The sequence below is a fragment of the Pseudoalteromonas sp. SR45-6 genome, assembly GCF_014163545.1.
Taxonomy (GTDB): domain Bacteria; phylum Pseudomonadota; class Gammaproteobacteria; order Enterobacterales; family Alteromonadaceae; genus Pseudoalteromonas; species Pseudoalteromonas rhizosphaerae.
In genome coordinates this window covers 19,489-44,656 of record NZ_JACJDM010000041.1, presented here as the reverse complement: position 1 = coordinate 44,656, position 25,168 = coordinate 19,489, and the positions used below count along the sequence as shown (strand labels likewise).

The 25,168-nt window shown below is 41.7% G+C and carries 19 protein-coding genes; 9 read left to right on the top strand and 10 right to left on the bottom strand.

From position 1 onward, the window contains the following. Nucleotides 1-58: 58 nt before the first annotated feature. Nucleotides 59-691, bottom strand: coding sequence for an OmpA family protein (locus H5158_RS16270; RefSeq protein ID WP_149983073.1), 633 nt, complete (start codon nucleotides 689-691; stop codon nucleotides 59-61). Nucleotides 692-768: 77 nt separating this feature from the next. Continuing rightward, entirely contained in the window at nucleotides 769-1,563 is a 795-nt protein-coding gene (locus H5158_RS16265) for an ABC transporter substrate-binding protein (RefSeq protein ID WP_182740433.1), read from the bottom strand. Nucleotides 1,564-1,685: 122 nt separating this feature from the next. Between H5158_RS16265 and chrA the strand changes: the two genes are divergently transcribed. After that, the gene (gene chrA / locus H5158_RS16260; RefSeq protein ID WP_149983071.1) at nucleotides 1,686-2,834 is read left to right on the top strand and encodes a chromate efflux transporter; all 1,149 of its coding nucleotides are present in this window, start codon (nucleotides 1,686-1,688) and stop codon (nucleotides 2,832-2,834) included. On the opposite strand, the gene H5158_RS16255 is transcribed toward chrA, so the two are convergent. The 3 genes from H5158_RS16255 to speA form a co-directional block, all read right to left on the bottom strand. Further along, nucleotides 2,797-4,056, bottom strand: a complete 1,260-nt coding sequence (locus tag H5158_RS16255) for a mechanosensitive ion channel family protein (protein ID WP_145241985.1) — start codon at nucleotides 4,054-4,056, stop codon at nucleotides 2,797-2,799. The two genes, chrA and H5158_RS16255, sit on opposite strands and share 38 nt — an antisense overlap. 140 nt (nucleotides 4,057-4,196) lie before the next feature. Continuing rightward, the gene (locus tag H5158_RS16250) at nucleotides 4,197-5,078 is read right to left on the bottom strand and encodes an acyltransferase (RefSeq protein ID WP_182740432.1); all 882 of its coding nucleotides are present in this window, start codon (nucleotides 5,076-5,078) and stop codon (nucleotides 4,197-4,199) included. 64 nt (nucleotides 5,079-5,142) lie between these two features. After that, a complete protein-coding gene (speA, locus tag H5158_RS16245) occupies nucleotides 5,143-7,020 on the bottom strand; it encodes a biosynthetic arginine decarboxylase (protein WP_145241988.1) in 1,878 nt (625 codons plus the stop codon). Between the two features lie 203 nt (nucleotides 7,021-7,223). Here speA and speE point away from each other — a divergent pair, with 203 nt between their 5' ends. Next, nucleotides 7,224-8,087 (top strand): polyamine aminopropyltransferase, encoded by an 864-nt coding sequence (gene speE / locus H5158_RS16240; protein WP_145241990.1) that lies wholly within the window; start codon nucleotides 7,224-7,226, stop codon nucleotides 8,085-8,087. Between the two features lie 276 nt (nucleotides 8,088-8,363). Here speE and H5158_RS16235 read toward each other — a convergent pair whose 3' ends face one another. The 3 genes from H5158_RS16235 to H5158_RS16225 all read right to left on the bottom strand — a co-directional run bounded on the left by H5158_RS16235 (nucleotide 8,364) and on the right by H5158_RS16225 (nucleotide 11,878). Beyond that, nucleotides 8,364-9,965, bottom strand: a complete 1,602-nt coding sequence (locus tag H5158_RS16235) for a methyl-accepting chemotaxis protein (RefSeq protein ID WP_182740431.1) — start codon at nucleotides 9,963-9,965, stop codon at nucleotides 8,364-8,366. Between the two features lie 67 nt (nucleotides 9,966-10,032). Continuing rightward, a complete protein-coding gene (locus H5158_RS16230; protein WP_182740434.1) occupies nucleotides 10,033-11,256 on the bottom strand; it encodes a hypothetical protein in 1,224 nt (407 codons plus the stop codon). Next, nucleotides 11,249-11,878 carry a methylamine utilization protein gene (locus tag H5158_RS16225; protein WP_182719100.1) on the bottom strand — a complete coding sequence of 210 codons (630 nt, stop codon included), beginning with the start codon at nucleotides 11,876-11,878 and terminating at the stop codon, nucleotides 11,249-11,251. Before H5158_RS16225 ends, H5158_RS16230 begins: the two co-directional genes overlap by 8 nt. Nucleotides 11,879-12,088: 210 nt before the next feature. On the opposite strand from H5158_RS16225, the gene H5158_RS16220 reads away from it, so the two are divergent. The 3 genes from H5158_RS16220 to H5158_RS16210 all read left to right on the top strand — a co-directional run bounded on the left by H5158_RS16220 (nucleotide 12,089) and on the right by H5158_RS16210 (nucleotide 18,824). Then, nucleotides 12,089-14,131, top strand: coding sequence for a glycoside hydrolase family 97 protein (locus tag H5158_RS16220; RefSeq protein WP_182719099.1), 2,043 nt, complete (start codon nucleotides 12,089-12,091; stop codon nucleotides 14,129-14,131). A gap of 504 nt (nucleotides 14,132-14,635) precedes the next feature. Next, nucleotides 14,636-17,644, top strand: coding sequence for a LodA/GoxA family CTQ-dependent oxidase (locus H5158_RS16215; RefSeq protein WP_182740430.1), 3,009 nt, complete (start codon nucleotides 14,636-14,638; stop codon nucleotides 17,642-17,644). A 4-nt stretch (nucleotides 17,645-17,648) separates the two neighbouring features. Continuing rightward, nucleotides 17,649-18,824: a tryptophan 7-halogenase gene (locus H5158_RS16210; protein ID WP_182740429.1), complete on the top strand. Its 1,176-nt coding sequence runs from the start codon at nucleotides 17,649-17,651 to the stop codon at nucleotides 18,822-18,824. On the opposite strand, the gene envZ is transcribed toward H5158_RS16210, so the two are convergent. Continuing rightward, nucleotides 18,821-20,125 carry a two-component system sensor histidine kinase EnvZ gene (envZ, locus tag H5158_RS16205; protein WP_145242002.1) on the bottom strand — a complete coding sequence of 435 codons (1,305 nt, stop codon included), beginning with the start codon at nucleotides 20,123-20,125 and terminating at the stop codon, nucleotides 18,821-18,823. The genes H5158_RS16210 and envZ overlap by 4 nt on opposite strands. 5 nt (nucleotides 20,126-20,130) lie before the next feature. Continuing rightward, a complete protein-coding gene (gene ompR, locus H5158_RS16200; protein WP_145242004.1) occupies nucleotides 20,131-20,850 on the bottom strand; it encodes a two-component system response regulator OmpR in 720 nt (239 codons plus the stop codon). 196 nt (nucleotides 20,851-21,046) lie between these two features. On the opposite strand from ompR, the gene greB reads away from it, so the two are divergent. The 4 genes from greB to H5158_RS16180 all read left to right on the top strand — a co-directional run bounded on the left by greB (nucleotide 21,047) and on the right by H5158_RS16180 (nucleotide 25,108). Next, a complete protein-coding gene (gene greB, locus H5158_RS16195; RefSeq protein WP_182719096.1) occupies nucleotides 21,047-21,526 on the top strand; it encodes a transcription elongation factor GreB in 480 nt (159 codons plus the stop codon). 144 nt (nucleotides 21,527-21,670) lie between these two features. Then, the gene (locus H5158_RS16190) at nucleotides 21,671-21,979 is read left to right on the top strand and encodes a hypothetical protein (protein WP_145242531.1); all 309 of its coding nucleotides are present in this window, start codon (nucleotides 21,671-21,673) and stop codon (nucleotides 21,977-21,979) included. 50 nt (nucleotides 21,980-22,029) lie between these two features. Continuing rightward, nucleotides 22,030-22,611: a CBS domain-containing protein gene (locus H5158_RS16185; RefSeq protein ID WP_145242533.1), complete on the top strand. Its 582-nt coding sequence runs from the start codon at nucleotides 22,030-22,032 to the stop codon at nucleotides 22,609-22,611. Nucleotides 22,612-22,774: 163 nt separating this feature from the next. Beyond that, the gene (locus tag H5158_RS16180; RefSeq protein WP_145242535.1) at nucleotides 22,775-25,108 is read left to right on the top strand and encodes a Tex family protein; all 2,334 of its coding nucleotides are present in this window, start codon (nucleotides 22,775-22,777) and stop codon (nucleotides 25,106-25,108) included. Nucleotides 25,109-25,168: the final 60 nt, after the last annotated feature.

Here is a 25,168-nt window from a genome sequence, read left to right as displayed (position 1 = left end):
GGTAAGCGGTAAATAATCTCAATCATTTGCTTAGGTAGCAAATGATTGAGATAAAACATTAACCTTTAGTATTTGGTACAATTTGAACTTCCACGCGGCGGTTTTGCGCGCGGCCGTTGGCGCTGTCATTGCTGGCAATTGGGCGAGTTTCGCCGTAACCACGTGTACTAATACGCCCAGCTAGAATTTGCTGATTCACTAAGTAACCTTTCACACTCTGCGCACGCTGTTGCGATAACGTCATGTTGTAGCTATCTTTACCTGTGCTATCGGTATGGCCTTCAATACTTAAATAAGTTTTTTCGTACTTATTCATCACTTTAGCAATAGCATCAAGGGTGTTATGAAAGCCAGATGAAATATACGATTGATCGGTGGCAAAAGTTATATTAGCTGGCATCACTAAACGTAAGTTATCGCCTTCACGCACAACTTCAACACCGGAGCCGGCTAACTCATCACGAAAAGCCGCTTCTTGTTTATCCATATAGTCACCAACCGCAGCGCCGGCTAGCGCGCCAATAGCGGCACCAATGAAGATACGTTTATCATCATGATCTCCGGTTGCCTTACCAAGTACTGCGCCTGTAGCTGCACCAATACCAGCTCCCATTCCTGTGTTGGTAGTCTCACAACCCGTTAATAATAATCCAACAATAGTCGCTGTTAGTAATGGTTTGGTTAAAGTCATGGTATTTCCTTGGTTATTAATTCTTTCATTAACAGCTAGTATGCAAACATTGTAATGAACGAAATATGAAGAAGATGTTAAAAGCTCAGCGCTTGCTCGTTAAGAGGAGGAAGTTCATAGGGAGCAATTAATGTATTTAGCTGACCAGTGGCAGCCATTGTTTTCATTAGCGCATCAACCCGCTGCGCTAATGGGGTTACTGAAAACTGTTTACTTAAAGCGAGATAACCATAGATTATGTCATTAAAACGATACCGCATTTTAACTAGTTTATTGGCTGGCTGATTCAGCACACTCATAGCATGATCCGCGGTATCTTCAACGGCAATAACTAAATCTGCACGCCCTTTCAATAATAGGTTAATAGCTGTGCTTTCTGTTAAAACAGCTATTTTAGTCAGTTCATCGTCTTCATCAAAACGTTTAAAATGTACGGCACCTCGCATAATCGCAATTTTTTTACCATATAAATCGTCATAGTTGTTGATTTGTAATTGGCTATCTTCGCGTGCATAAAATACAAATGACGAGGTTAAAACCATATAAGGTGGGGTTACAAATTGCATTACTTGCTGACGCATAGGTGTGAGGATCAAACCTCCCATCGCATTAACTTCGCCTTGCTCTAACATTCTTACACAGCGTGAAAATGGGCAACCAACCAGCTCTAACTTAAAAGGAAGTTGCTTTTTCATCTCCCGAAAAATATCAACAATCGCGCCTGATACTTCACCATTTTGATTAATTTGGCTATACGGTGGTGCATGATCCACGGCTAACGATATTTTTTGCACAGCCGCATTAGGTTCATTTGCAGCATAGGCATAGTTTATAAAGGCAAAAATTATAAAAATATAAAAAATAAATCGCATAACTACTTAACTTTAACAAAGCCTTTTTTACATTGTAGACAGGTACAAAGATTAAAAACCATAAAATTGTCACGAAATTTTGTCATACTAAGCTGTTATGGCAATAAGAAACGAGAGAATTCATGTTACTAGCTATTTTTAAGCAGTTTTTTTTACTTGGTTGCATGAGCTTTGGCGGGCCAGCTGCACATTTAGGTTATTTTAAACGTCATTTTGTTGATAACTTGCAATGGCTCAATGCTCAACGTTATGCACAACTAATCAGTCTTAGTCAGGCTCTGCCTGGACCTGGGTCTAGCCAAGTGGGTTTTGCTATTGGTGTGGAGCGAGCAGGCGTATTAGGCGGTATTGCTGCTTTTGTTGGCTTTACCTTACCTTCCTTTTTGATCATGGCTTTATTAGCGATTAGCGCCCACCAATTTGATGCTATTTACTTTGCAATAGTTGCCGGTTTAAAACTATTTGCCGTAGTAATTGTGGCCGATGCTACACTGAGTATGGCAAAAAGCTTTTGTACTAGCTGGGTACTCAAAGCGCTTGCTATGTTAAGTACCTTAGTGCTGATCTTATTACCGAGCCTGAGCAGTCAAATATTGGTTCTATTAGCAGCCGCTGCTATTGGCGCAATATGGCCATTGCTTAATCTAGCTCAAAGTAATCAAACAGCAACTAAGCAGCGCACAGTTAACTGGCCTGCACTCATTCTATTTGCACTATTATTGCTAGTGAGCTTTGTCCCACTAGGTTCTCAATTTGCAGATTTTGCACCCTTTTATCAAGCTGGGGCTATGGTTTTTGGCGGCGGTCATGTGGTATTGCCGATACTTCAAGCTGGCTTACCAAGTTTAAACACTGAGCAATTTTTATCAGCTTACGCCAGCGCACAAGCGGTGCCTGGGCCAATGTTCACCATTGCTAGTTATTTAGGCGCAGAGCTTAATAGCGAGCAGCCGCTTGTTGGTGCGGTGATTGCAACCTTACTGATTTTTACTCCTGGTTTTTTATTAATGTTAGCATTTCAAAAAAGCTGGCTGCAATTATCTGAACGCCCCCGCTTTGCCAGCTGTATTGCCGCGCTTAATGCCGCTGTGGTGGGTTTTTTAGCGGCTGCATTGTATTCACCAATTTGGACATCCGCAGTTCACAACATTTGGCATATTGTGATTGTTGTTGCAGCTTTTGCATGGCTAAGGTTAGCAAAGCCACCTATTTGGTGGCTATTAATCGTATTTGTTAGCCTTGGCCTACTTCAGTATTATTTGCCACTTTAATGGTAGGTTTAATAGCGGTTGGGGTGATTGCTGCAGGACTAAATTGCCCCGAGACACTTTGATAAGCGCGTAGGTCAAAAATAGGTAATACCGCAAGTAGATGATCCATGATCTCTGCTTGCAGATGCTCGTACGATATCCAGCGCTTATCTTCACTAAAACAATAAAACTCTATCGGTAGGCCATGATTTAACGGTTGTAACTCCCGCACCATTAATGTCAGTGACGTGTTTATTTTACTGTGCTGCTTTAAATATCCTTCAGCATAACGACGAAATAACCCTAAATTTGATACCGGATCAGGTAAGGTATTCATCTTAATATATTCTTTTAACGCGATAGTTTGAGAAATCGTTTTAGTCAGCTCGTCATCAGCTAAACGAATGCTATTCATATCTATATTGAGTGAGCGCTTGATCCGACGACCTCCAGATTCTTGCATACCACGCCAGTTTTTAAATGAGCCGGCCACCAGCATATAAGTGGGGATAGTGGTGATAGTGTTATCCCAGTTTCGTACTTTTACGGTATTTAACCCAAGGTCAATTACTTCGCCGTCAGCACCATAGTTATCTACTTGGATCCAATCACCATAGGTTACTAAACGATTTGCTGCAATTTGAATGCTGGCTACAAAACCTAATATAGTGTCTTTGAATACTAACAAGGTCACCGCAGCAATTGCCCCGAAGCCTGAAAGAATATAGGTTGGCGATTTTTCCAGTACGATACTGACAATCAAAATCACACAAATCATAAAGGTAATAAGTTTTACTACTTGGATCAGCCCTTGAATCGGCACTTCGCGAGCAAACTCTAGTTGGTTATAAATGCCACCTGCAATACTTACTATGCTGCTGATGATAAAGCCAACATGAATAATTAATAAAGTTTGGCCAATCGTCTTCAGCACTTCAGCAGCAAATTCAGTAACTGGATAAACACTATCAAATGTTGCTAAGAATAATACACAGCACAACATCCCGGCAAAACGACGATTAAGTTTTGTCAGCATAGGCGCCAATAGCCCAATTCGCTCAGGAGAAAGTTTAGTCACCACCTTTTGAATACCTGGTAGCATTAAACGGCGGGTAAATAAATACACCACTAACAGCGAGAACACTCCAATTGCAGTGGCTGTAAGAGAACTGAATAATACTGTGTCAGGCATACCCTGAAACCAAGGCTGCACAAATTGCTGTAAATGAGTTGGAGTCGTCATGATAATTCTAATTCCTTGCTGCGGGAGGCTCAATAACAGTCATTTTAGCTATATTGATTGTTGCTTAACACTGTAACAAACCCAAAACCAATACAAGCTTAACAGTACTGATTTGGGCCGTTACCTATTAGCATTTGCGACTATGACTTAAGTTTTTGCTCAAACTCGCTAAGCTGTTGTTCTTTCTCTTGCCATAAGCGATTTAATTCTGATTGAAAACGTACTCTAAATTCAGAATCTCCCGTGTAATCACCTATCAACTCTTGGCTTACCGGCATCACTTCTACATAAATATTAATTTGTTTTACTCGTCCACTGGCAAAATCCATAAACGTAGGAATGCCCTCAGGATACTGAATAGTGACATTTACCACTTTAGAGATTTGCTCACCCATAGCTTGCATCACAAACGCCACCCCACCCGCTTTAGGTTTGAGTAAATGAGGAAACGGGCTATTTTGGCGCGAATGTTTTTGCGCTGTAAAGCGAGTACCTTCAACGAAGTTAACCACACTCACCGGCATTTCTTTGAACTTTTCACAGGCTTTACGGGTTGTTTCTAAATCTTTACCACGTAATTTAGGATTCTTTTTTAATTGGCTTTTGCTGGTACGAGTCATAAAAGGGAAGTCGAGCGCCCACCAACATAGCCCCAGAACAGGAACGTATATCAATTCTTTTTTCAAAAAGAAGTTTAAAAATGGAATTTTACGATTAAACACACGCTGTAAAACTAAAATGTCCACCCAGCTCTGATGATTGGCAATCACTAAGTACCAGTCTTTTAGTTTGAGCTCTTCAAGGCCGGTAACACTTAGCTTGGTTGGTGTTAATAACTTTTGATTTAACGTATTAAACGTAACCCAAATAGAGGCGCATTGCTTAGCTGTCCAACTCATTAACTTTTGTAAGGGTTTGATAGGGGTAAGTTTAATTAGGCCACAAATAAAAATGGGAACAAACCAAATTAGTGTATTTATGGTGTAAAAGAAAATACTAAAAACACAACGGATCCAAGACATTACTACTTAATTCCTTTCATTAAAACTGTTCGGCAATTTAGAATGCGATACAAGAGTATCGCAATTAATCTTCAAAATATGTATACCCTTCAAGGCCCGCATTTAGCTCAGCTAAATACTGCTGCTTAATAGAGTCACTAATGTCGAGTTGCTGTACTGTGGTAGCAAAGTTATCCGAGAAAATATCGCTATCATAATCAACAAACTTTAATACATCCTTAACGCTATCACCCTTGATCGCATTGGTTAGTTGATAACCTTGTTCCGTGAGCTCTACATGGACTGAATCAGTATCACCAAATAAGTTATGTAGATCACCTAAAATCTCCTGGTAAGCTCCCACCATAAACATCGCAATGTGGTATTGTTGCCCAGGTACATATTGTGGAATAGGTAAGCTTGTTTCGATCCCTGCTCCCTCAACATATTCACGAATTTGCCCATCTGAGTCACAGGTAATATCTTGAATGATAGCGCGTTGCGTTAACGGCTTATCAAGGTTTTCAATCGGCATTACCGGGAATAATTGCTGGATCCCCCAGACATCAGGCAATGACTGAAACAATGAAAAATTCACAAATAATTTGTCGGCTAATTTTTCGTTTAAATCATCCAGTACTTCACGGTGAGCACGCGCATTGCTTAATGACGCTCGCACGCGATGCAAAATAGTAAAATACAGCTGCTCTATTTTCGCCCACTCCAACATACTTACTAAACCATGTACGTATTGGTCGTGCGCTTCACTAAATAAGTGCATTGCATCATGGTAAATTTCTAATGCCATACGCGGGTTTAAACGCTGTAAACATTGCCACATTTCATCTAACACTAACGCACTATTTGGCTCAGGTGCACTAGGGTTGCTGTGATTTGGTGCTTGCTCAACATCAATCACATCGGTGATCAACACTGCGTGGTGAGCAGTTAACGCACGGCCTGATTCAGTAATAATAGCCGGATGCGCTAAGTCATGCTGTTCGCACACTTCAGCAAACGCATTCACCACATTACGAGCATATTCCTCTACTGTGTAGTTCATTGAACAGGCACTGCGCGAGCCAGAACCTTCGTAATCAACGCCTAAACCACCACCTACATCAACGGTATTTAATGGCACACCTAGCTGGCTTAATTCTGCAAAGTGGCGTGAACATTCACGTAAAGCACGATGAATATCGCGAATATTGGCAATTTGTGAGCCTATATGAAAATGCACCATTTGCATTAAATGCAACTTATTGTGTTTTTTGAGTACTTCAACGGCCGTTAATACTTGCCCAGCTGTTAAGCCAAATTTACCTTTTTCGCCACCGGTATTTTGCCACTTCCCTTTACCCACTGAGTTTAAACGGATGCGAATACCAATGGCAGGCTCGATGCCTAGATCTTCAATCTCGGCTAATAACGTTGTTAACTCAGATAGCTTTTCAACTACGATTTTAACTTTATGGCCCATCGCTTGGCCAATACATGCTAAACGTAAAAACTCACTGTCTTTGTATCCATTACAAACAATAGTGATCGGTTGTTTTGCCACACCTAAAATCGCCATTAACTCAGGTTTTGAACCGGCTTCTAAACCGACTAAGCCACTCGGGTGCGCCAATAACTTACTTACTACTGAACGCTGCTGATTTACTTTGATCGGATATACGCAAGTATATTGACCTTGGTAGGCACGGGCATTGCGCGCGCTACTAAATGCGCTGGTCATAGTATCTACACGATTTTGCAAGATATCGGTAAAGCGTACTAATACTGGTAACGTTAAACCCTGCTTTTTAAATTGTTCCGTTAACTCGGTTAATGAAATAGCGGCTTTCGTTTGATCGCCATCTGGGAAAGCAACCAGCTCACCTTGGCTATTAATATCAAAGTAACCATCGCTCCAATGAGCAACGTTATATGTAGAGCGTGCTGTATCTAAACCCCAAGTCATGGCAAATTCTTCTATAGTTAACAAGTTTCGCGGAATCACGCATTTTAGTACGTCATAACCCTCTACGCTAACAAAAAATGACCTTTAAGCCAAAGCTAAGATAAAATATATTCGCTATACTGATAAAATTTCATTGAGCAAAACGCCAAGCACTGGCAGAATTGCCCCTTTTTCATACTCAACTCAAAAGTGTAACTAGCGACATGGCAAATTTAGATCAAAGTAAATGGTTTACAGAAATCAGTGAACGTGACGGCAGTGCGTTTTCTATGCGCATCAACAAAAAGCTAGAAGAACAGCAATCGCCTTTTCAAAAAGTCGAAATGTACGAGACAACAGACTTCGGTAATCTAATGATTATTGACGGTTGTACTATGGTAACTAGCCGTGAAAACTTTTTTTACCATGAAATGATCAGCCACCCTGCACTACTTGCACACCCAAACCCAAAAAATGTAGTTATTATTGGTGGTGGTGACTGCGGCACTTTACGTGAGGTACTCAAGCACCCGGGCGTTGAGTCTGTTACACAAATCGATATCGATGAAGTAGTGACGCAAATGTCACTTAAATACTTCCCTGAGTTATGTGAAGCAAACCAAGATCCTCGCGCTACAGTAATGTTTGACGACGGTATTAAATACATGCGTGAAGCTGCAGCAGAATCAATCGATATCGTGATTGTTGATGGCACTGATCCAGTCGGTCCAGGTGAAGGTTTGTTTAACCATGCCTTTTACACGAGCTGTTTAAATGCACTACGCCCTGGCGGCATTATGGTCCAACAAAGTGAATCACCGCTTATGCATATGCCATTACTGGTTGAAATGCGCGATGCGATGACTGATGTAGGCTTTAACGACTTACAAACACTGCCATTCCCACAACCTATTTACCCAAGTGGCTTATGGTCAGTAACACTTGCTCGTAAAGATGAAGCATTCGCTGGTTTTAGAGAAGACGCAGCAGCAGAGCTTGCGCAAACTACAGAGTATTACAATAATGGTATTCACCATGGCGCATTAGCAACACCAAACTTTATGAAGCGCGCTTTCGAAAAAAAGTAAACGTTATACCAATCGTTTTAAGTTACTGACCATTTATAGCGACAGAAAAATACAGTGGTAACAAGGCAGAGATTTTGACATGTAGTTGTTCTCGGCAATTGCTCCTGCATTGCTCTACCTCTTGCATCCATGCAGTCGTACATGAAAAATTACTAACGCAGTTAGCGCTTTATTTAGCGCGCTAGAATGGTTAAATATTTAAGTCGATTGGTATTAGATACTAACAACGCAAAAAAGGGTTCTATCGAACCCTTTTTTATTGCCTACAGCAAACAATTAAACTTTAAAGCGCTGCAATAGGCGGTTTAATTCATCGGTTAATTGATTCATTCTTACCGCGACTTCTTCGGTTGAACGTGCCAGCTCGCCACCTTGCATGGTTTGCTCGTTCAATGACGATAAATTATGACTTATTTCTTCCGCTACTGCGGTTTGCTCATCGGTAGCTTGGGCTGTTTGCATAGCCATATCATTCACTTTTACTGATGACTCTTGCATCGCATTAAGCACATCATTGGTTTGCGTAAACGAGGCTACGGCTTCATCTGCAAAGCGTTTGCCACCATTAATTGCCGTTAAAGACTGCTCGACACTATTGGCAAACTGCTCAACCATTTTTTGAATATCGTTGGTACTTTCTTGAGTGCGCGTTGCCAAGGTGCGTACTTCATCGGCGACCACCGCAAACCCCCGCCCTTGTTCGCCAGCACGCGCCGCTTCGATAGCAGCATTTAACGCAAGTAGATTAGTTTGCTCTGCAATCGCGCGGATCACTTCCAGCACTTTAGCTATATTATCAGAGCTTTGTTGCAGTTCGGTTGATTTGTTACTGGCATGTTCCATATTTTCAGATAGCGCGACTATTTTATCACTCGAATTAGCCACAGCCGTTAAACCTTGCTTAGCCAGGTGCTGTGAGTTATCGGCTTCTTTTGATGACTGCTGCGCCACATTAGCTACTTCGCGACTAGCAACACTCATTTGATGAACCGCACTGACAATTGATTCAGATGCTTGGCTGAGTTTTTGAGTGATCTGATTATTTTGATTTGCGAACTGGCTTAAATCAGTTCCTAAATGGTTAAGCTCATTAGATTGGCCTAAAATATCACGGATCAATTGCTGCAAATTATCTAAAAAGCGATTAAATGCCGTTGCCAGCTCGGCAAATTCATCTTGGCTTTTTACCACAATACGCTCTGTTAAATTACCATCACCAGAGGCAATATCATTAATTCTCGCAGTCACGTAATGCATTTGCTTCGTTAACTGACGTGGGATCATATAACTGAACCAAGCTGAAATGGCTAACAGCACCACCACCATAGTCAGTAAAAACAGTTTCGTTGTGGTTATCTTCTCTAGCAGCTGTTGTTTTTCTTGTTTAGACGTCAATTCAGCTTGTTCACCTGCTTTATCTAAAATATCGCGCAGCGCTGCAAACTCAGTATTAGCCTGCTGATTTTTTTGCTTGTTTTGTGGGTCATTGATATACGCGTTTGATGCTGATAACCATTTTTCAAAGGCACTATCAAAGCCAGTAAACTGCGCCGTTACTTGCGGGTAGGCTGATAAAAAATGTAAATATTGATTAAAACGATCGGTCACTTGCTGTGCGTTTTCTTGATGATCTTGCAACTCTTCGGCATTACCTATCTTATTGGTTACTAGGTGTAGTTCAGCTACTTTGGCTTGGTAAAGATCACGGTCACCATTAACCACTACTGAAATAGCATTTAAAAATCGCTCAGATTGTGCTTCTAACGCATCTTTTTGTAAGTTAATTAAGTGAGTATAGCCTGCTATCAGTACTATTATCGCAATCCCAAGTAACACAATTGGCAGCGAGCTCTTGATTCGAATACTCTGTAAGTTCATTTTTCACCTTTGCATAAAATACAACATCAGCCACAACTTAATATAGTTCAAACTATCTGAATTACCATTAAAAGCGCCACTGAACATTTAAGCTAATTTGTTGCTGTGATAGGTTTTTGGGATTATTCATCGCCATGCGATTATCTGCTTGGCTATGTAATGCTGAGCCCTCAATCCCTAGTTGCCACTGCGGCGTTAATTGATAGCGCCAGGTCGCGGTTATACCTTCACCTTCACTGGCATTAGGATCAAATTGCCAGTCGTCATGATCGGTTACCTCAAAATAATCATAACGCATTGAAATACGATGCTTGGCCATTTTATGACTTACTAATATAAAGTGACTATAGAAGCTATTATTTACACCGCGTTTAGCACCCATAGCGGTAGTGCCCGACATCATTTGCGCAATTAAGCGCGTATTCGCAGTAAATTTATATAGCCACGCGACGCTGCTAAAACGAGTATCCCATGCATATTGCCCAGTACTTCTATTTAGTGCTGCAGGGTCGCCATTATTATCGTAATAATAAAAACGAAATTGTGATTTTTTTAAATAATCCCAGTGAATTCCTGCATAATAACCAAAGCGCCCATCAACCTCCTCAAAGGGCAAGACCTGATTTGCCTGATACTGAAGTTCGGTGCTATTAAATGAAGCGATTGGCGCAAACGCAATACTTTCATTAAAGGTCGTTTGGCGGTCATGCACTGCAAAGCCACGCCAAGCTAATAATGTGCCTGCAGGATCATTACCTTTAAATGTAGCGCCAACCAATGCAAAGCTATGGGTACTGTTAAAGCTGCGCCCTGGCCGCTTGATAGTGGCCTCAACCCCAACGGTACGTACCTCTTCACCTATCCATGAATTTATTGCTGAGTTAGTGTAATTATATGGTGAAAGCCAGCCCATATCTGGATTTTCTAATGATAATAACGGGTAAAAACCACCTACCCGCAGATGCCATTTATAGTTACTCGCTGTTAGCGGCTTATATTGCAAATATGCTTGGCTAAAACCTAAAGTCGGCTGCGGATCTTGATAAGCATTAATAACCCCATGTGCTGACCAAGCGGTGGTTAAATCAGTCCTAAAATCAACGACTCCCTGAGAAAGCACAATGCCATCATTGTCACTATCGTATCGGTATAGCCCTACGCTACCTTGTTGCCAACTTACGTATTGATCACCCTGAACTGCACTTAGTAGCACTAAGCCCTTTACTTGTGCAAAAGCATTGCACGTTAATGTTAGCCCCACTACACCTAGGTAAAAGCAAGCTTTATTCATAGTCGTCAAATTCATCAACACCCACCGCAACACGAGAAATAATCGCCTGTTTTATTTGATAAACAACCGGCGCACTAGTTAGTGCAATGGCTTTGCTTTCAGTTTTGCTGATGTCACTAAATTCGGAGTGCCAAATATTGAGTGTAAAATCTCCGGCCTCAAGCGCCAGCTCAATTTGTCCTTTATCATTGGTCATTGCGTAATACGGACTATCAACCACCACAATATACCCCAACATCCAATCATGAATATTACAGCCTAATTCAACTACGCCCGTTTGCTCAAAACTGATCGGATCCTGTGGTTGCTCTCGGTATAGCTTTAGCTCAAACGATTTAGCTTTGGAAAACGAATACACGTGGTGCATGATTGAATCTGCATTTGGAAACTCAACTTGAGCATTTTGCGGTACCACCAACACATGGGGAATAAACTGCCGGTCTTTTTGAGTCATTATAAAGGGTGTAGTTGGCGCGGGGAATTCAACACTTTTATCCGCAGGCGTTAACCAGACGACGGCATTAGCGAGCGGTTTTTGCTGTTGATCATTAATGGTGATAATACCAGCGTAACTATTAAAAACCATTAAACACAATGAAAGAATGAAGGTCTGCTTTAACATTTTAATATCTTCTTATTTAACTTCATTCATTATAAACCAATTAGATTAATCTTTTGTTAATTATATTCTGTTAAAAATATCTCGTTAATTATTTTTCAATATTTAACCTAAGCTAACTAATGAGCTGAATACGTATGCAGTCATCTCGTAATCTAGGCCCTTGCGCTTTATGCTAAATGCTTCAATTAGGTTACACCTCAAGGAACAGCTATGCGATTACCTTTGCTACTTCTGCTTGGACTTTCAAGTGCTTGTTTTGCTAAAGACGCGACGATTCAATCCCCGAACGGAAATATAACAATAACCATTTCGGATCAGCAAGCTACACCAAGTTATAAAATCAGCTTTAACGGCAAAGATGTTATTGAAAATTCAGCTCTTGGCTTCGAATTTAAACAACAAGCCGCCTTTGCTGAAGGTTTTACAATCACCGACGTTAACAACTCCCAACATAACAGCCAATGGCAGCAACCTTGGGGTGAACGCCAAACTATTATAGATAAACATAATGAGCTCGCGGTTACGTTTAAAAAGCCAGCGCCACAAGGCGGCACTTACACGGTTCGTTTTCGAGCTTTTAATGATGGCGTCGGTTTTCGTTACGAAGTACCTAAACAAGCTGGATTTGAAAATATTGAAATCACTAAGGAGCTAACCGAATTTGCAATTAGTGGTGCGGATAAAGCCACCGCATGGTGGATCCCAGCTCGTGGTTGGAACCGTTATGAATATGTTTATAACACCACTCCACTGCAACAAGCTGCTCTTGCGCATACTCCATTTACCTTTAAAAACGCTGATGGCGTCCATGTGAGCATTCACGAAGCTGCATTAGTTGATTATGCAGGGATGGTGCTCAATCAACGTCGCCCAGGGACTTTACAAGCCGACTTAACGCCTTGGTCTGATGGTGTTGCGGTTAAAAAACATGGCGCATTTAATACTCCGTGGCGCACCATTCAAATTGGTGACAAAGCCGTTGATTTGATCAACTCAGATATTATTTTAAACCTCAACGAACCAAATAAACTCGGTGATGTATCGTGGGTTAAACCAGGTAAATATGTCGGTATTTGGTGGGGCATGCATATCAATGAGAACACTTGGGGCAGCGGTGAAAAGCACGGTGCGACCACCAAAGAAACCAAGCGCTACATGGATTTTGCAGCTAAATACGGTTTTGATGGGGTACTCGTCGAAGGCTGGAATATTGGCTGGGATGGCGACTGGTTCTTCAATGGTGATGTTTTTAGTTTTACCAAACCTTACCCTGACTTTGATATTGCAGAGCTAACTCGCTATGGCAAAGAAAAAGGCGTACAGCTGATTGGCCACCACGAAACGTCTGGCAACGTAACCAACTACCGCAACCAGATGGAAGACGCCTACGCACTGTACGAAAAATCTAACGTTAGCCAAGTAAAAACAGGTTACGTAGCAGATGGCGGCAACATCAAACGCATTGATGAAAACGGCATTGCTCGCCATGAGTGGCACGATGGCCAATTTATGGTTAATGAATACCTACACAGCGTGCAACTGGCTGCAAAACATAAAATCAGTATTAACACCCATGAACCGATAAAAGACACAGGTCTGCGCCGTACTTATCCGAACTGGATAGCCCGCGAAGGTGCTCGCGGCCAAGAGTTTAATGCATGGGGCACACCGCCAAATCCACCAGAGCATATTCCAATGCTCGCCTTTACCCGTATGTTAGCTGGGCCAATGGACTTTACACCCGGCATTTTTGATATGAGTTTTAATGGATTAGGTGGTGATACAAATCGTCCACAAACCACACTTGCGAAACAACTCGCGTTATATGTCGTAATGTATAGTCCAATCCAAATGGCCGCTGATCTTCCGCGTAACTATTTAGCCAAACCGGACGCATTTAAATTTATTCAAGACGTACCAACAGATTGGCAACAAAGTATCGCACTAGCGGGTGAGGTTGGCGATTACGTGGTGTTTGCTCGCAAAGAGCGTAAGCGTGATAACTACTCTGGTAACGACTGGTTTTTAGGAGCAGTAACCGATGAGCAAGCTCGCAGCATAGAGATAAAACTCGACTTCTTAGAGCAAGGTAAAAAGTTTGAGGCACAAATTTATCGTGATGGTAATAATGCGCAGTGGAAAAACAACCCATACGATTTAAAAATCGAAAAGCGCATAGTCACAGCTGCTGATAAGTTAACGCTTAAACTTGCCACCAGCGGCGGCACAGCAATTAGATTTAAAGCTTTATAATAGCGCGAAGTCGATAGTGAAAATAGGAGGCGCGAGTTTCTCTCGCGTCTTCTTTTTGATAAACAATCGGCAAATAAAGAACCTCCAATTCATAATGTTAACGTATGAGTTAGCCCTTAAAATAATTGTTCAATGCTACAGTTCATGACCTCATTAAACTGTTGGCATCATCATTACTGCAACCAAAAGCAACTATGCTTATATTGATGGCGCTGTTGTATCACCCCCTGAAAATACCTAACACATCCTATAAATAGCACGTGAAATACCGTGTAATAGTTTTATTTCCATTATTGCTCTACTTTTACAGATTAAAAAGTTAGTTAATTAGTAACAGTAGGAATACCAAGCATGGCTGTGAGGCATATATTTAATAATTTTGAAAAATTACGCAGCACTAATAAACAACTAAATGGCAGTCAGCTCAATAATAGTGAACTTGCTTAAAAGGACTTTTAGAGCTAATACCTCTAGAGCCGCTTCAATACTATAAGGAATATAATAATGGCTAAGAAACCCAAAAATCGCAGTATTAAAACGCTAGCAACTGCTAACAATGTGCCATGTTGGTCAAATGACAAAGATGTTGAATTAGCCTGCCAGCGGTTAACTGAAATGTTTGTTGGCCTTGGTCAAGTGCCGCGTATAGAAAAAGGTCAACAGCCAGCACAACGAGCTGTATTTAGAAAGCAACATGGCATCGCTTACGGCCACTTTATTATCAATCCAGATATAGACCCACAATTTAAAATTGGCATTTTTGCAGGCAAAGAATACGAATGTGCAGTGCGCTTTTCAAGTGATACGTTAGCATCATCACCAGATTTACACAGCACATTAGGATTGGCAGTGAAGCTCTTTGGAGTAGATGGGCCAAAGCTGATTGGCGAAGGTGATACCGCAGATTTTATTTTTCAAAACATGGATCGATTTTTCACCAAAAATGCGCAACAGATGTGCCAATTCACCACTGCAGGCGTGATCGATAAAAACTATGATGCCTATTTAAATAATCCAAAACACATACAAACAGCCAATATTTTACAGGCTATGCAAAAAGTTGAAGCAAGCTGTTTAAGCGCTAATTATTGGGCAATATTACCGTTCAAATTAGGCGAACGACAGATTGTAAAATATCTCTTAGTGCCTGAAGGCTGTGAACTTGGCGCACCAAGTGTCGATAATAATTACCTCGCTTTAGATTTGCAGCGACGTTTACGTCAAGGCAGTGCAACATTTCGCTTTGAAGTACAATTAAGAACAAACCCAAAAACAATGCCACTTGATGATGCACAAGCCGTGTGGAGCTGTGAAGAAAGCCCATACGTATGTATTGCGCGGCTGCATTTAGCACAACAAAATATTACCGCGATTGGTCAAGCTGAGCTTGGTAATAACTTAGCGTTTAATATTTGGCGTACTTTAGCCGCCCATGAGCCTCTAGGTAGCATTGCATTGGCTCGAAAGTCAGCCTATGCGGCCAGTGCTCATGCCCGACATACAGCCAACGGTCAGCAGCTACAAGAGCCTAAACAGTTAAGTGAATTTAAGCCACAGCAAGATCAAGATACTGACTCTGAGTGTATTGTTTATGCCGGTATTTATCCGCCTATTGGTGTAATGCGCGTGGGTAATAGTAAAAAAGGCTACTTTATTGGCCCGCAACAACCGCAGCCCATAGCTCATACTGATGAATACAGTTACCGAGATAAAACAGGTGCATTAAAGCGCCAAGCAGCTGAGTTTAGAATTTACGGTTTTAATGCCGCTGGTAAAGCGATAAAAGAACTAACCCTCGATAATGCAGACATTACTTGGCATGCTGAATTAGCAAATCAAAAAGCCTGCTGGTACGAATTTCAAATTGCTTTAGATATTCCAGAAGCCGCAGATGCGCCGCCATCGTTACTGCGTAATAACAATGTAGCCGATCGTAGCAAGCTGTTAATCAAAGGGGGTAAACACAGTATAAGCGGCAAAAACGTAAAATCTAAGCATGAGTTTATTGGCCAATTTATGGATCAGGATGTGTACTTAGGCGAAATGCGCAGTGATCAATACGGTCGCTTACTCATGCTCGGTGGTCATGGCGTGTCACGCAACGTAAACGGCGATATAGCCATTACCTTTGCAAATAATGAAGGCTGGTATGATGACACCTCAGATGGCCCAATTACAGCAGAGGTTGTATATCAGGGGGTATCGCTAAGAGTAGAACCCGCTTGGGTTATTTGCGCGCCACCGGATTATGCACCGATGCAAAAATCAGTACGCACCATGTGGGATTTAATGCGCGACGTTGCTGTAGATGCTGGTATGCTGGCAAGACCACAGCGACCTTCCTTTAGTAACGACATTCAACCCATATTTGCCCGAATGACGGATTTACAATGGGTTAATGACGGATTTGCTGGCGCATTTGGCTGGGGGGGTCAGTTTAATTACACCACCAATGAATGGCTAGAAAAGCTTAGCGATCCCTCTCCTGCCTATCAGGAATTACGCCGTACACTGTCTAATAACTTTCGTCGTTTTGATGTTCCCGGTGCGCAAGCTCCACAACTATGGCCTTGGCTGTATGGCGACGCGATTAGCATTCCTCCCACGGGCTCAGTGCGCCAGCATGCAACGCTATCAAATTTGCAGTTGAGCTTTTTAGACCAATGGGTGAAAGGTGATTTTATTAATGATTACACCCCTCAATCAGCTTGTCCGGCACATGCAAATGTAACCGCGTTAGATGATTATCCAATTGCTGAGCAGCCAGAACTACTTACTCGCGGCGCGATGGAGTTTTGCCTTGCTGATGCATTTCACCCGGGCTGTGAAATGACTTGGCCAATGCGAACTGCAGGCATGTATATGTCGGCATTTCGACTCAAACACGCCCAAGCGGACTTACAAAGCGACCGTTACTATTATGGTCCTGTGATGAATAGCGACGTTTATACTCTCGCGCAAGGACCTTTATTTGGTGGTCAAGTAGCAGGCGGGATAACACGCTGGATGGCTATTCCTTGGCAAACTGATACCGCGAGCTGTAGAGATGGCTACAGCTCTGAGTACGATCCATTTTTACCGACATTTTGGCCTGCTCGAGTGCCAAATCAAATAATGAATCAGTTCCGCTATCAACAAGTGCTTGATACCTCATTACCTGACAGTACTCGTCAACAGGCTTTTGCTTATCGTACTAATTGGCTTGATGATTTACCTCTGCACGGTAATCCTGCCACATATACAAACCAAATCAATAGTATGATAGACAACTTTGCTGAACTTGCGATTGTACAACCGCATATCGGCGTAATAGGCGATGCACAATTTCCTAGCGCAATGCAGGTTGGTATATTGCCCAACAATCCACAAGATGAGGCACAAGTTAACTTAGCGAGTAAAGCGATACAGCATACAAAAGCGACTCTCTCGGCTGAGCATGCTTCACATCGTAGTCAAACCAACTTAGGTGTTACTGAAAAAGCGAGCCGCTTTCATCGCAACAAAGGACGCTAAAGCAATGCTGCAAGAGACCGAATTACAAACGGATGTTGTGATCATTGGTGCAGGTGTGGCAGGCTGTATCGCCGCACTTGCTTTATGTGATTCATATCAAGTTACTTTGATTGATAAGTCTGAGATGCCCGAAGAGCGAATTGGTGAATGCTTAGCACCTGCCGCACGGCGTATTTTACAACAGTTAGATTTGTTAACTGAATTTGAAAACCAACTGGTGGCCAACGTACTTACCCCACAGCATTTACACAATGCAGGATTGCAAATAAGTTGGGGCCAATCAACACCCTATGTTACTGATAATCTCAGTAACCCGGATGGTTTAGGTTGGCGCTTGGATCGTCAAGTATTTGAGAGTTTTTTACGCGAAAAAGCGCTGCAACGGGGTGTCCGCTGTATTTGGCCTGCCAAATTAGCACACAGCGAATACCAAGGGCAACGCTGGCAAATAACACTAACACAGTTACAACAAGAGCAAACAATCAACATTGCGAGTCAATTCGTAATTGATGCCACTGGCCGAGAGGCTCATTTTGCAAAAAAATACACCGCTCGCAAACAACATGACCGTCTAATATCTTGCTGGGCAACCGTGGCTAATACTATTGAAAATCAACTAGGCAGCATTTGTGCCACGCAAAACGGCTGGTGGTACAGTGCACCATTACCAAACCAACGTCGTGTTTTAGCATTTCAAACGGATCCGGATTTGCTGACCAAAGGCTTACAACGTGATACAAAGTTATTTACTCAACATGCGCAATGTTATGCCAATCAAGCGAAGATTCTCGATGTATGCCAACAGCCAATAACACTGCACGGTATCGTCAGCGCGAACTCCACTCGCTTAGAGTGTTTTGCAGGCCAACAATGGGCCGCTTTAGGTGATGCAGCACTGAGCTTTGACCCAATCTCATCGCAAGGAATTTTTAATGCGATGGCAAGTGCGATGCAACTTGCCGATCTGATGAAAAAACTCGAGATAGTCAATAAAATAGAACACGATAGCCAGCTACAATTTAAAAAACTATACCAGCAACAAATAGAACAGATTTGGCATCGTTATTTAGATCACAAACGCTATTTTTACGCTCAAGAGCAACGCTGGTCAAACAGTCCTTTTTGGCAGCGCAGACAGCAGCCGAGTAGTATAAAAGTATATAATAGTATATACAGCTAACTCACTTTGACTGGTAAATAAACCTCAGCATTTAAACCGCCTTCAGGGCGATTAACCAGTTTTACTTTACCACCATGCATATCAACTATGCGCTTAATGATCGCAAGCCCTAACCCACTACCTTCACTGCCTCGCGCAGCATCGCCTTGTTTAAAAGGTTCAAATACCGTTTCAAGTTCACTTTCAGGAATACCTGGGCCATGATCTTTTACAATCACCATAGCGTATTTTTTATCACGACTTAGCGCAGTTTCAACATCAATATCACCATCCGAATAACGGATTGCATTTTCAATCATGTTGGTAATAACTCGCTTGATTGCCACCATACTTAAAGGAATGTTACTAATACTAGGATTTTCGCTAAAAGTGATAGTGCGTTGATGTTTTTGTTCTGAATGCACCACTTCTGACACTATCGCGTTGAGATCTTCAAGCGCTAACTCCTCACGTTTGTGATGACGCAAATACTCAATAAACTGATCAATAATGGCATTCATGTCTTCAATATCGTAGATGATCCCTTCACGCAGATAATCTTCTTCATCCGACATCATTTCGGTAGCAAGGCGAATGCGCGTCAGCGGCGTACGTAAATCATGAGACACCCCAGCCATAAGTAGACGGCGATCGTTCTCAAGCGCTGCTATACCACGTGACATTTGATTAAATGCGCGGGTTACTTCGATGACTTCAGTTGAGCCGTGTTCCTCTAATTTTGTAGAAAAATCTCCAACCCCTACTTTTACCGCCGCTTGTTGCAGCGCTTTTAAAGGTCGATTCAAATGACGTGCGAACAGCCAACCACCGAGTACACTTAAAAAGCCGATACTAGATAAATAAAAGGTTAGAAATTCGAGATTATTTTCTTTAAAACCAGTTAGCGGTACTTTAACCCAGTAACCCGGTGCTTGCGGCGCTTCTACCCAATAAACAAGCGGATCTGTTTGGCTAATACGCACTCGGGCTGAACCATGCAGTTGCTCAGACATACTACGCGACAACATCGAATATTCACGAGTTTGCGCCAAACCTTCGCTCATCGCTTGGCGCTGGGTCATAACTTCGATACCGGTTATTTCAAAAAACTTTTCAGACACCTCATCACTTATTTCAACGCCATCTTCCCAGTCTATAAACACAGTTTTGATTTGTTTTGCGAGAATAAGGTTAACTTGCTCAATAGTAGGCTTAACTACGTAAAGGCTAACCGTGATGTAAGACACTACTTGGTTGATCAACAATAGTGCCGCAACTAAAAACACCGTTTGTCCAAATGCACTTTTGGGAAACATACTCATTATGGCTATTTTTCACCATCTGGAACAAATACGTAACCTAAGCCCCATACAGTTTGAATATAACGTGGATTAGCGGCATCGACTTCGATCATGCGACGCAAACGTGAGACTTGTACATCGATACTACGCTCTAATGCACTGTAATCTCGACCACGCGCTAAGTTCATTAACTTATCACGACTAAGCGGCTCTCGTGGATGTGTAACAAGCGCTTTCAATACCGCAAACTCACCACTGGTCAACGACATGGTTTTGTCGCCTTGGCTCATTTCACGGGTGGCTAAATTAAGCGAAAACTCACCAAACGAAATATGATTTTCTTCTGCTGACGGTGCACCTGGCACTTCTTTTGAACGACGACGCAAAATGGCTTTAATACGCGCTAATAATTCACGAGGGTTAAATGGTTTCGGGATGTAATCATCAGCACCAAGCTCTAAACCGATAATACGATCAACCTCATCACCTTTGGCAGTTAACATGACAATTGGAATTTCATTTTCTTTTTGGCGTAACCGCTGACAGATAGATAAGCCATCTTCACCGGGTAACATTAAATCAAGTACCATCAAGTGAAAGTTTTCACGCTCTAACAGCCGATCCATTTGTTCTGAATTAGCAGCTGTACGCACAATAAATCCTTGTTCTACCAAGTAGCGCTCTAACAAGCTGCGTAAGCGCATATCATCATCAACGACTAATACTTTTGTGGTTTCATGTCCCATCACTTTCATTCTTATTTTTCTGTACTGTTATGATTAATATAAATGAAAAACATGATAATAAAAAACTAATTAGGTCACTAGATTGTTACTGAACATTTCAAGCCCACAAAAATGCTGGCGAGAACAAAAATCAGCTCGACAAGCCAACAAGATTTTTATACCTTGCCTAGGTGTTTCTCAAGGTAATAATTTAAACGTGAAAACTAATTTAATCACCCGCGAAGGGTATTTACAGCTGCAACAAGAACACGACCACTTATGGAATGTTAAACGCCCTGAAGTCACAAAAATAGTGAGCTGGGCTGCTAGCCTTGGTGACCGTTCAGAAAATGCTGATTACCAGTACAATAAACGTTTGTTAAGACAAATAGATCGTCGCGTGCGGTATTTACGCAAACGCATGCCAGATCTAAAAATAATTGATTACTCGCCGCAGCAAGCTGGTAAAGTGTTTTTTGGTGCATGGGTCGAAATAGAAAATGAACAAGGTGAAGTGCTGAAGTTTCGCATTGTTGGCCCTGATGAGATTTATGACCGCAAAGATTATATCTCGATTGATTCGCCGATGGCGCGCGCATTATTGAAAAAACAAGTGGATGATGAGTTTTATGTTACAACTCCGCAGGGCAAAAAAGAGTGGTACGTTAACAGTATCAGTTACTCTGGGGCTTCATAAATCCTCAGTAAAACGATAGATCCTCGCTTCTCATTATTCAGATAAGGTTAATTATTGATTGTCTAAAGTGAATTTGTAGACTATAAATAAAAGTACTCAAGTAAAGCATTTCGCGCTTGAGTTGAATATTAGAAGGTAGTAGTTATGTCAAACGTAATACATCGCATAGTAAGTAATGCCGTGTTATTTACACTCTTAATGAGTGTGAGTTTGACTGTAATTGCTCAAGGTTTTGACGACCACGACCATTTATCCCCAACCGCAAACTATGTTGCTTGTGACATTCCTGACCAAGCTAATCTTGACGTTGACTTAGACACACACGTTGACGGGATCTCTATCAGGGTGCTTCAACCACTCCCTGAAAACATTTTATCACTTTATGTGAGTACCACTTTCGTACAACCTTTTAGCTATGCGTATCAGCGTGGACCACCGGCTTATTTTATTTAATTTATCGCTTAAAAACTTGATTAAATTTAATAATATAATTGGTGATTACTATGGCTAACTTTAAAGAACTTCGTACTCAAGACATTTCTAAAGGCGTTTTATCTCACACTTACCGTGACACTCAGCCGTTAATTGATTTAACGTCTCCGGCTTTGAAAATGGTCAATAATTTTACTCAAAAAGACCCGCTACGTGCTCATTTTGAAACCAGCATTGTTGATGCATTAAAACAGATCACTAGCCAACATACAGACTTTATTTTAGTAGTAGATGACAAAGAAAAATTACTTGGTATAGCATCTAGTGCGGATCTACAAAGCTCAAAAATTATGATTTTAGCACAGCGCTTAAATGTACCTCGCAACGAAGTTAACTTACTTCATGTAATGACACCACTTAGCCACTTAACTGGCGTAAGTATGCAAAGCTTAAGCTATGCTTGTATTGGTGATGCACTACAAACAATGGAACAAAACGGTATTATGTTTTTACTGGTTACTACCGCACATAATGAAATTTGTGGTTTAATTTCAGCTCGAGAAATTGCTAAAACATTACAAATTCCGTTACATATCACACCTATCGCGCACAGTTTTAGTGAAGTAATGCAACATATTGAACACCCTCATTAAGCACTGATACATGTTTAATTGAACCACCTCTTTAAAAGGCCTTAAAGTATATAAATAGCATACTTTAAGGCCTTTTTATTAAGCCCTGCTGTGATATTATTCAAGCAATTAATTACGCCAAAACTATCGTTCTGGTCTTCAAATTGTTTAATAAGGTTTTTGCATGAGCAATATCTCTGCACGTTTAGCCACTGAGCTGAATGCTCAAGAGCAACAAGTTATAGCTGCTACAAAATTACTCGATGAAGGTTCAACAGTGCCTTTTATTGCCCGCTATCGTAAAGAAGTAACGGGTGGTTTAGACGATACCCAATTACGATTGTTAGAGCAGCGTTTATCGTATTTAAGAGAGCTGGAAGAACGTAGAGCCTTCATTCTTTCGACGATTAAAGCGCAAGATAAACTCACTACCAGCTTAGCTGCCGATATTAATAATGCGGATAGCAAGACTGAACTTGAAGATTTATATTTACCTTACAAAGCTAAGCGCCGCACTAAGGGGCAAATTGCTATTGAAGCTGGTCTTGAGCCGTTAGCGAATGCTTTATTTAATGATGCTTCTTTAGATCCTGAGCAACAAGCCGCTGGCTACCTAAATGCAGAAGCCGGCTTTGCTGATGAAAAAGCAGTTCTGGATGGCGCTAAATTTATTTTAATGGAACGCTTTGCTGAAGATGCCAAACTGCTCGCCAAATTTCGTAGTCACATCAGTCAGCACGGCCAAATCGAAGCAAGCTTAATCAAAGGCCAAGAACAAGCTGGCGCTAAATACCGAGATTATTTTGAGCATCAAGAAGCGCTTAAAAAAGTGCCTTCGCACCGCGCTTTAGCTATGTTGCGCGCGCGCAACGAGGGTATTCTACAGTTAACAATCAACCCTGAGCCAAGTTCAGAAAACCCGGCCCATATGTGTGCCGTGATGATTGCCGATCATTACCGCCTTGATATTAACAACCAAGTAGCCAGCCCGTGGTTACTCACTGTCGTGCAGTGGGCCTGGAAAATTAAGCTAGGCTTACATTTAGAAAACGAATTTTTAGCAGCCATGCGTGAAAAAGCCGAAACAGGCGCTATCGATGTGTTCGCTAAAAACTTAAAAGACTTACTTATGGCTGCCCCTGCTGGGCCTCGCATAACATTGGGCCTAGATCCTGGTCTGCGCACTGGCTGTAAAATTGCCGTTGTTGATAGCACTGGTAAGTTATTAGCCACACAAACTATCTTCCCACATGCACCACAAAATCATTGGGATAAATCAGTACGAACGCTAGAGCAGTTATGCCGCCAACATAAAGTCGAGCTAATCGCTATTGGTAACGGCACCGCTTCACGCGAATCAGACAAACTGGTTGCTGAATTAATCAAAGCAAATAGCGAGCTAAAACTCAATAAAATTATGGTCAGTGAAGCTGGCGCATCGGTGTATTCAGCATCAGAATTTGCTGCTAATGAGTTTCCTGATTTAGATGTGTCGTTACGTGGTGCGGTTTCAATTGCGCGTCGCTTACAAGATCCACTGGCTGAACTTGTGAAAGTGGAGCCTAAGTCAATTGGTGTAGGTCAATATCAGCACGATGTATCACAAAGCCAACTAGGGCAAACTCTGACTTCTGTTGTTGAAGATTGTGTGAACTCGGTAGGTGTAGATTTAAATATGGCCTCAGTGCCATTGCTTGCGCGTGTTTCAGGGTTAAATAAAACCTTAGCGCAAAATATTGTTAATTATCGCGATGCTAACGGTTCATTCACTAAACGCTCAGAGCTAAAGAAAGTAGAGCGTTTAGGGCCAAAAGCATTTGAACAAGCCGCCGGTTTCTTAAAAATTAGTAATGGCAGCGACCCACTTGATAAATCATCAGTTCACCCGGAAGCTTACCCTATCGTTAAACGCATTTGTGAACAAAATAGTCTCGATGTAAATAACCTAATTGGTAACTCAGAGCTGCTGAATAAGTTAGTTGCCAATGACTACATTGATGATAAATTTGGCTTACCAACGGTTACCGACATCATCAGTGAACTTGATAAACCTGGACGCGACCCTCGTCCTGATTTTAAAACAGCAGAGTTTAAAGCAGGTGTTGAAAAAATCAGTGACTTAAAGCCAGGGATGATTTTAGAAGGCGTGGTTTCAAACGTAGCTAACTTTGGTGCTTTTGTTGATGTGGGTGTGCACCAAGATGGTTTAGTACATATTTCAGCGATCACTAATAAGTTTATCTCTGATCCGCGTGAAGTAGTTAAAGCAGGTGATATTGTAAAAGTAAAAGTAGTGGAAGTTGACGCTGCCCGTAAACGTATTAGTTTTACCATGCGTTTAGACGATGACATTGATACCAGCAATAAACCTGCTCCATCAGTCAGTCAAAAGCCGCAAGCCAATAATCGTAACAATGCTCAGCAACCTCGCGCTGCAAAACCAACACGCGATACCGGTAATGCAATGATGGGTAATGCATTTGCAGACGCCTTCGCAAATGCAAAAGTGAAAAAATAACGCTTAAGCAAAAACGCCACAAACTCAGTTTGTGGCGTTTGCAATTCTGCTATTTAAATC

Excerpts from the sequence above, each read along its gene's own strand:
- H5158_RS16190 (WP_145242531.1), top strand. The coding sequence starts at position 21,671 with ATGTCAAACGTAATACATCGCATAGTAAGTAATGCCGTGTTATTTACA.
- H5158_RS16225 (WP_182719100.1), bottom strand. The coding sequence starts at position 11,878 with ATGTTAAAGCAGACCTTCATTCTTTCATTGTGTTTAATGGTTTTTAAT.
- H5158_RS16210 (WP_182740429.1), top strand. The coding sequence starts at position 17,649 with ATGCTGCAAGAGACCGAATTACAAACGGATGTTGTGATCATTGGTGCA.
- ompR (WP_145242004.1), bottom strand. The coding sequence starts at position 20,850 with ATGGGACATGAAACCACAAAAGTATTAGTCGTTGATGATGATATGCGC.
- H5158_RS16230 (WP_182740434.1), bottom strand. The coding sequence starts at position 11,256 with ATGAATAAAGCTTGCTTTTACCTAGGTGTAGTGGGGCTAACATTAACG.
- H5158_RS16250 (WP_182740432.1), bottom strand. The coding sequence starts at position 5,078 with ATGTCTTGGATCCGTTGTGTTTTTAGTATTTTCTTTTACACCATAAAT.
- speE (WP_145241990.1), top strand. The coding sequence starts at position 7,224 with ATGGCAAATTTAGATCAAAGTAAATGGTTTACAGAAATCAGTGAACGT.
- H5158_RS16215 (WP_182740430.1), top strand. The coding sequence starts at position 14,636 with ATGGCTAAGAAACCCAAAAATCGCAGTATTAAAACGCTAGCAACTGCT.
- H5158_RS16185 (WP_145242533.1), top strand. The coding sequence starts at position 22,030 with ATGGCTAACTTTAAAGAACTTCGTACTCAAGACATTTCTAAAGGCGTT.
- H5158_RS16255 (WP_145241985.1), bottom strand. The coding sequence starts at position 4,056 with ATGACGACTCCAACTCATTTACAGCAATTTGTGCAGCCTTGGTTTCAG.
- H5158_RS16270 (WP_149983073.1), bottom strand. The coding sequence starts at position 691 with ATGACTTTAACCAAACCATTACTAACAGCGACTATTGTTGGATTATTA.
- chrA (WP_149983071.1), top strand. The coding sequence starts at position 1,686 with ATGTTACTAGCTATTTTTAAGCAGTTTTTTTTACTTGGTTGCATGAGC.
- H5158_RS16220 (WP_182719099.1), top strand. The coding sequence starts at position 12,089 with ATGCGATTACCTTTGCTACTTCTGCTTGGACTTTCAAGTGCTTGTTTT.
- H5158_RS16235 (WP_182740431.1), bottom strand. The coding sequence starts at position 9,965 with ATGAACTTACAGAGTATTCGAATCAAGAGCTCGCTGCCAATTGTGTTA.
- H5158_RS16265 (WP_182740433.1), bottom strand. The coding sequence starts at position 1,563 with ATGCGATTTATTTTTTATATTTTTATAATTTTTGCCTTTATAAACTAT.
- speA (WP_145241988.1), bottom strand. The coding sequence starts at position 7,020 with ATGACTTGGGGTTTAGATACAGCACGCTCTACATATAACGTTGCTCAT.
- H5158_RS16180 (WP_145242535.1), top strand. The coding sequence starts at position 22,775 with ATGAGCAATATCTCTGCACGTTTAGCCACTGAGCTGAATGCTCAAGAG.
- envZ (WP_145242002.1), bottom strand. The coding sequence starts at position 20,125 with ATGAGTATGTTTCCCAAAAGTGCATTTGGACAAACGGTGTTTTTAGTT.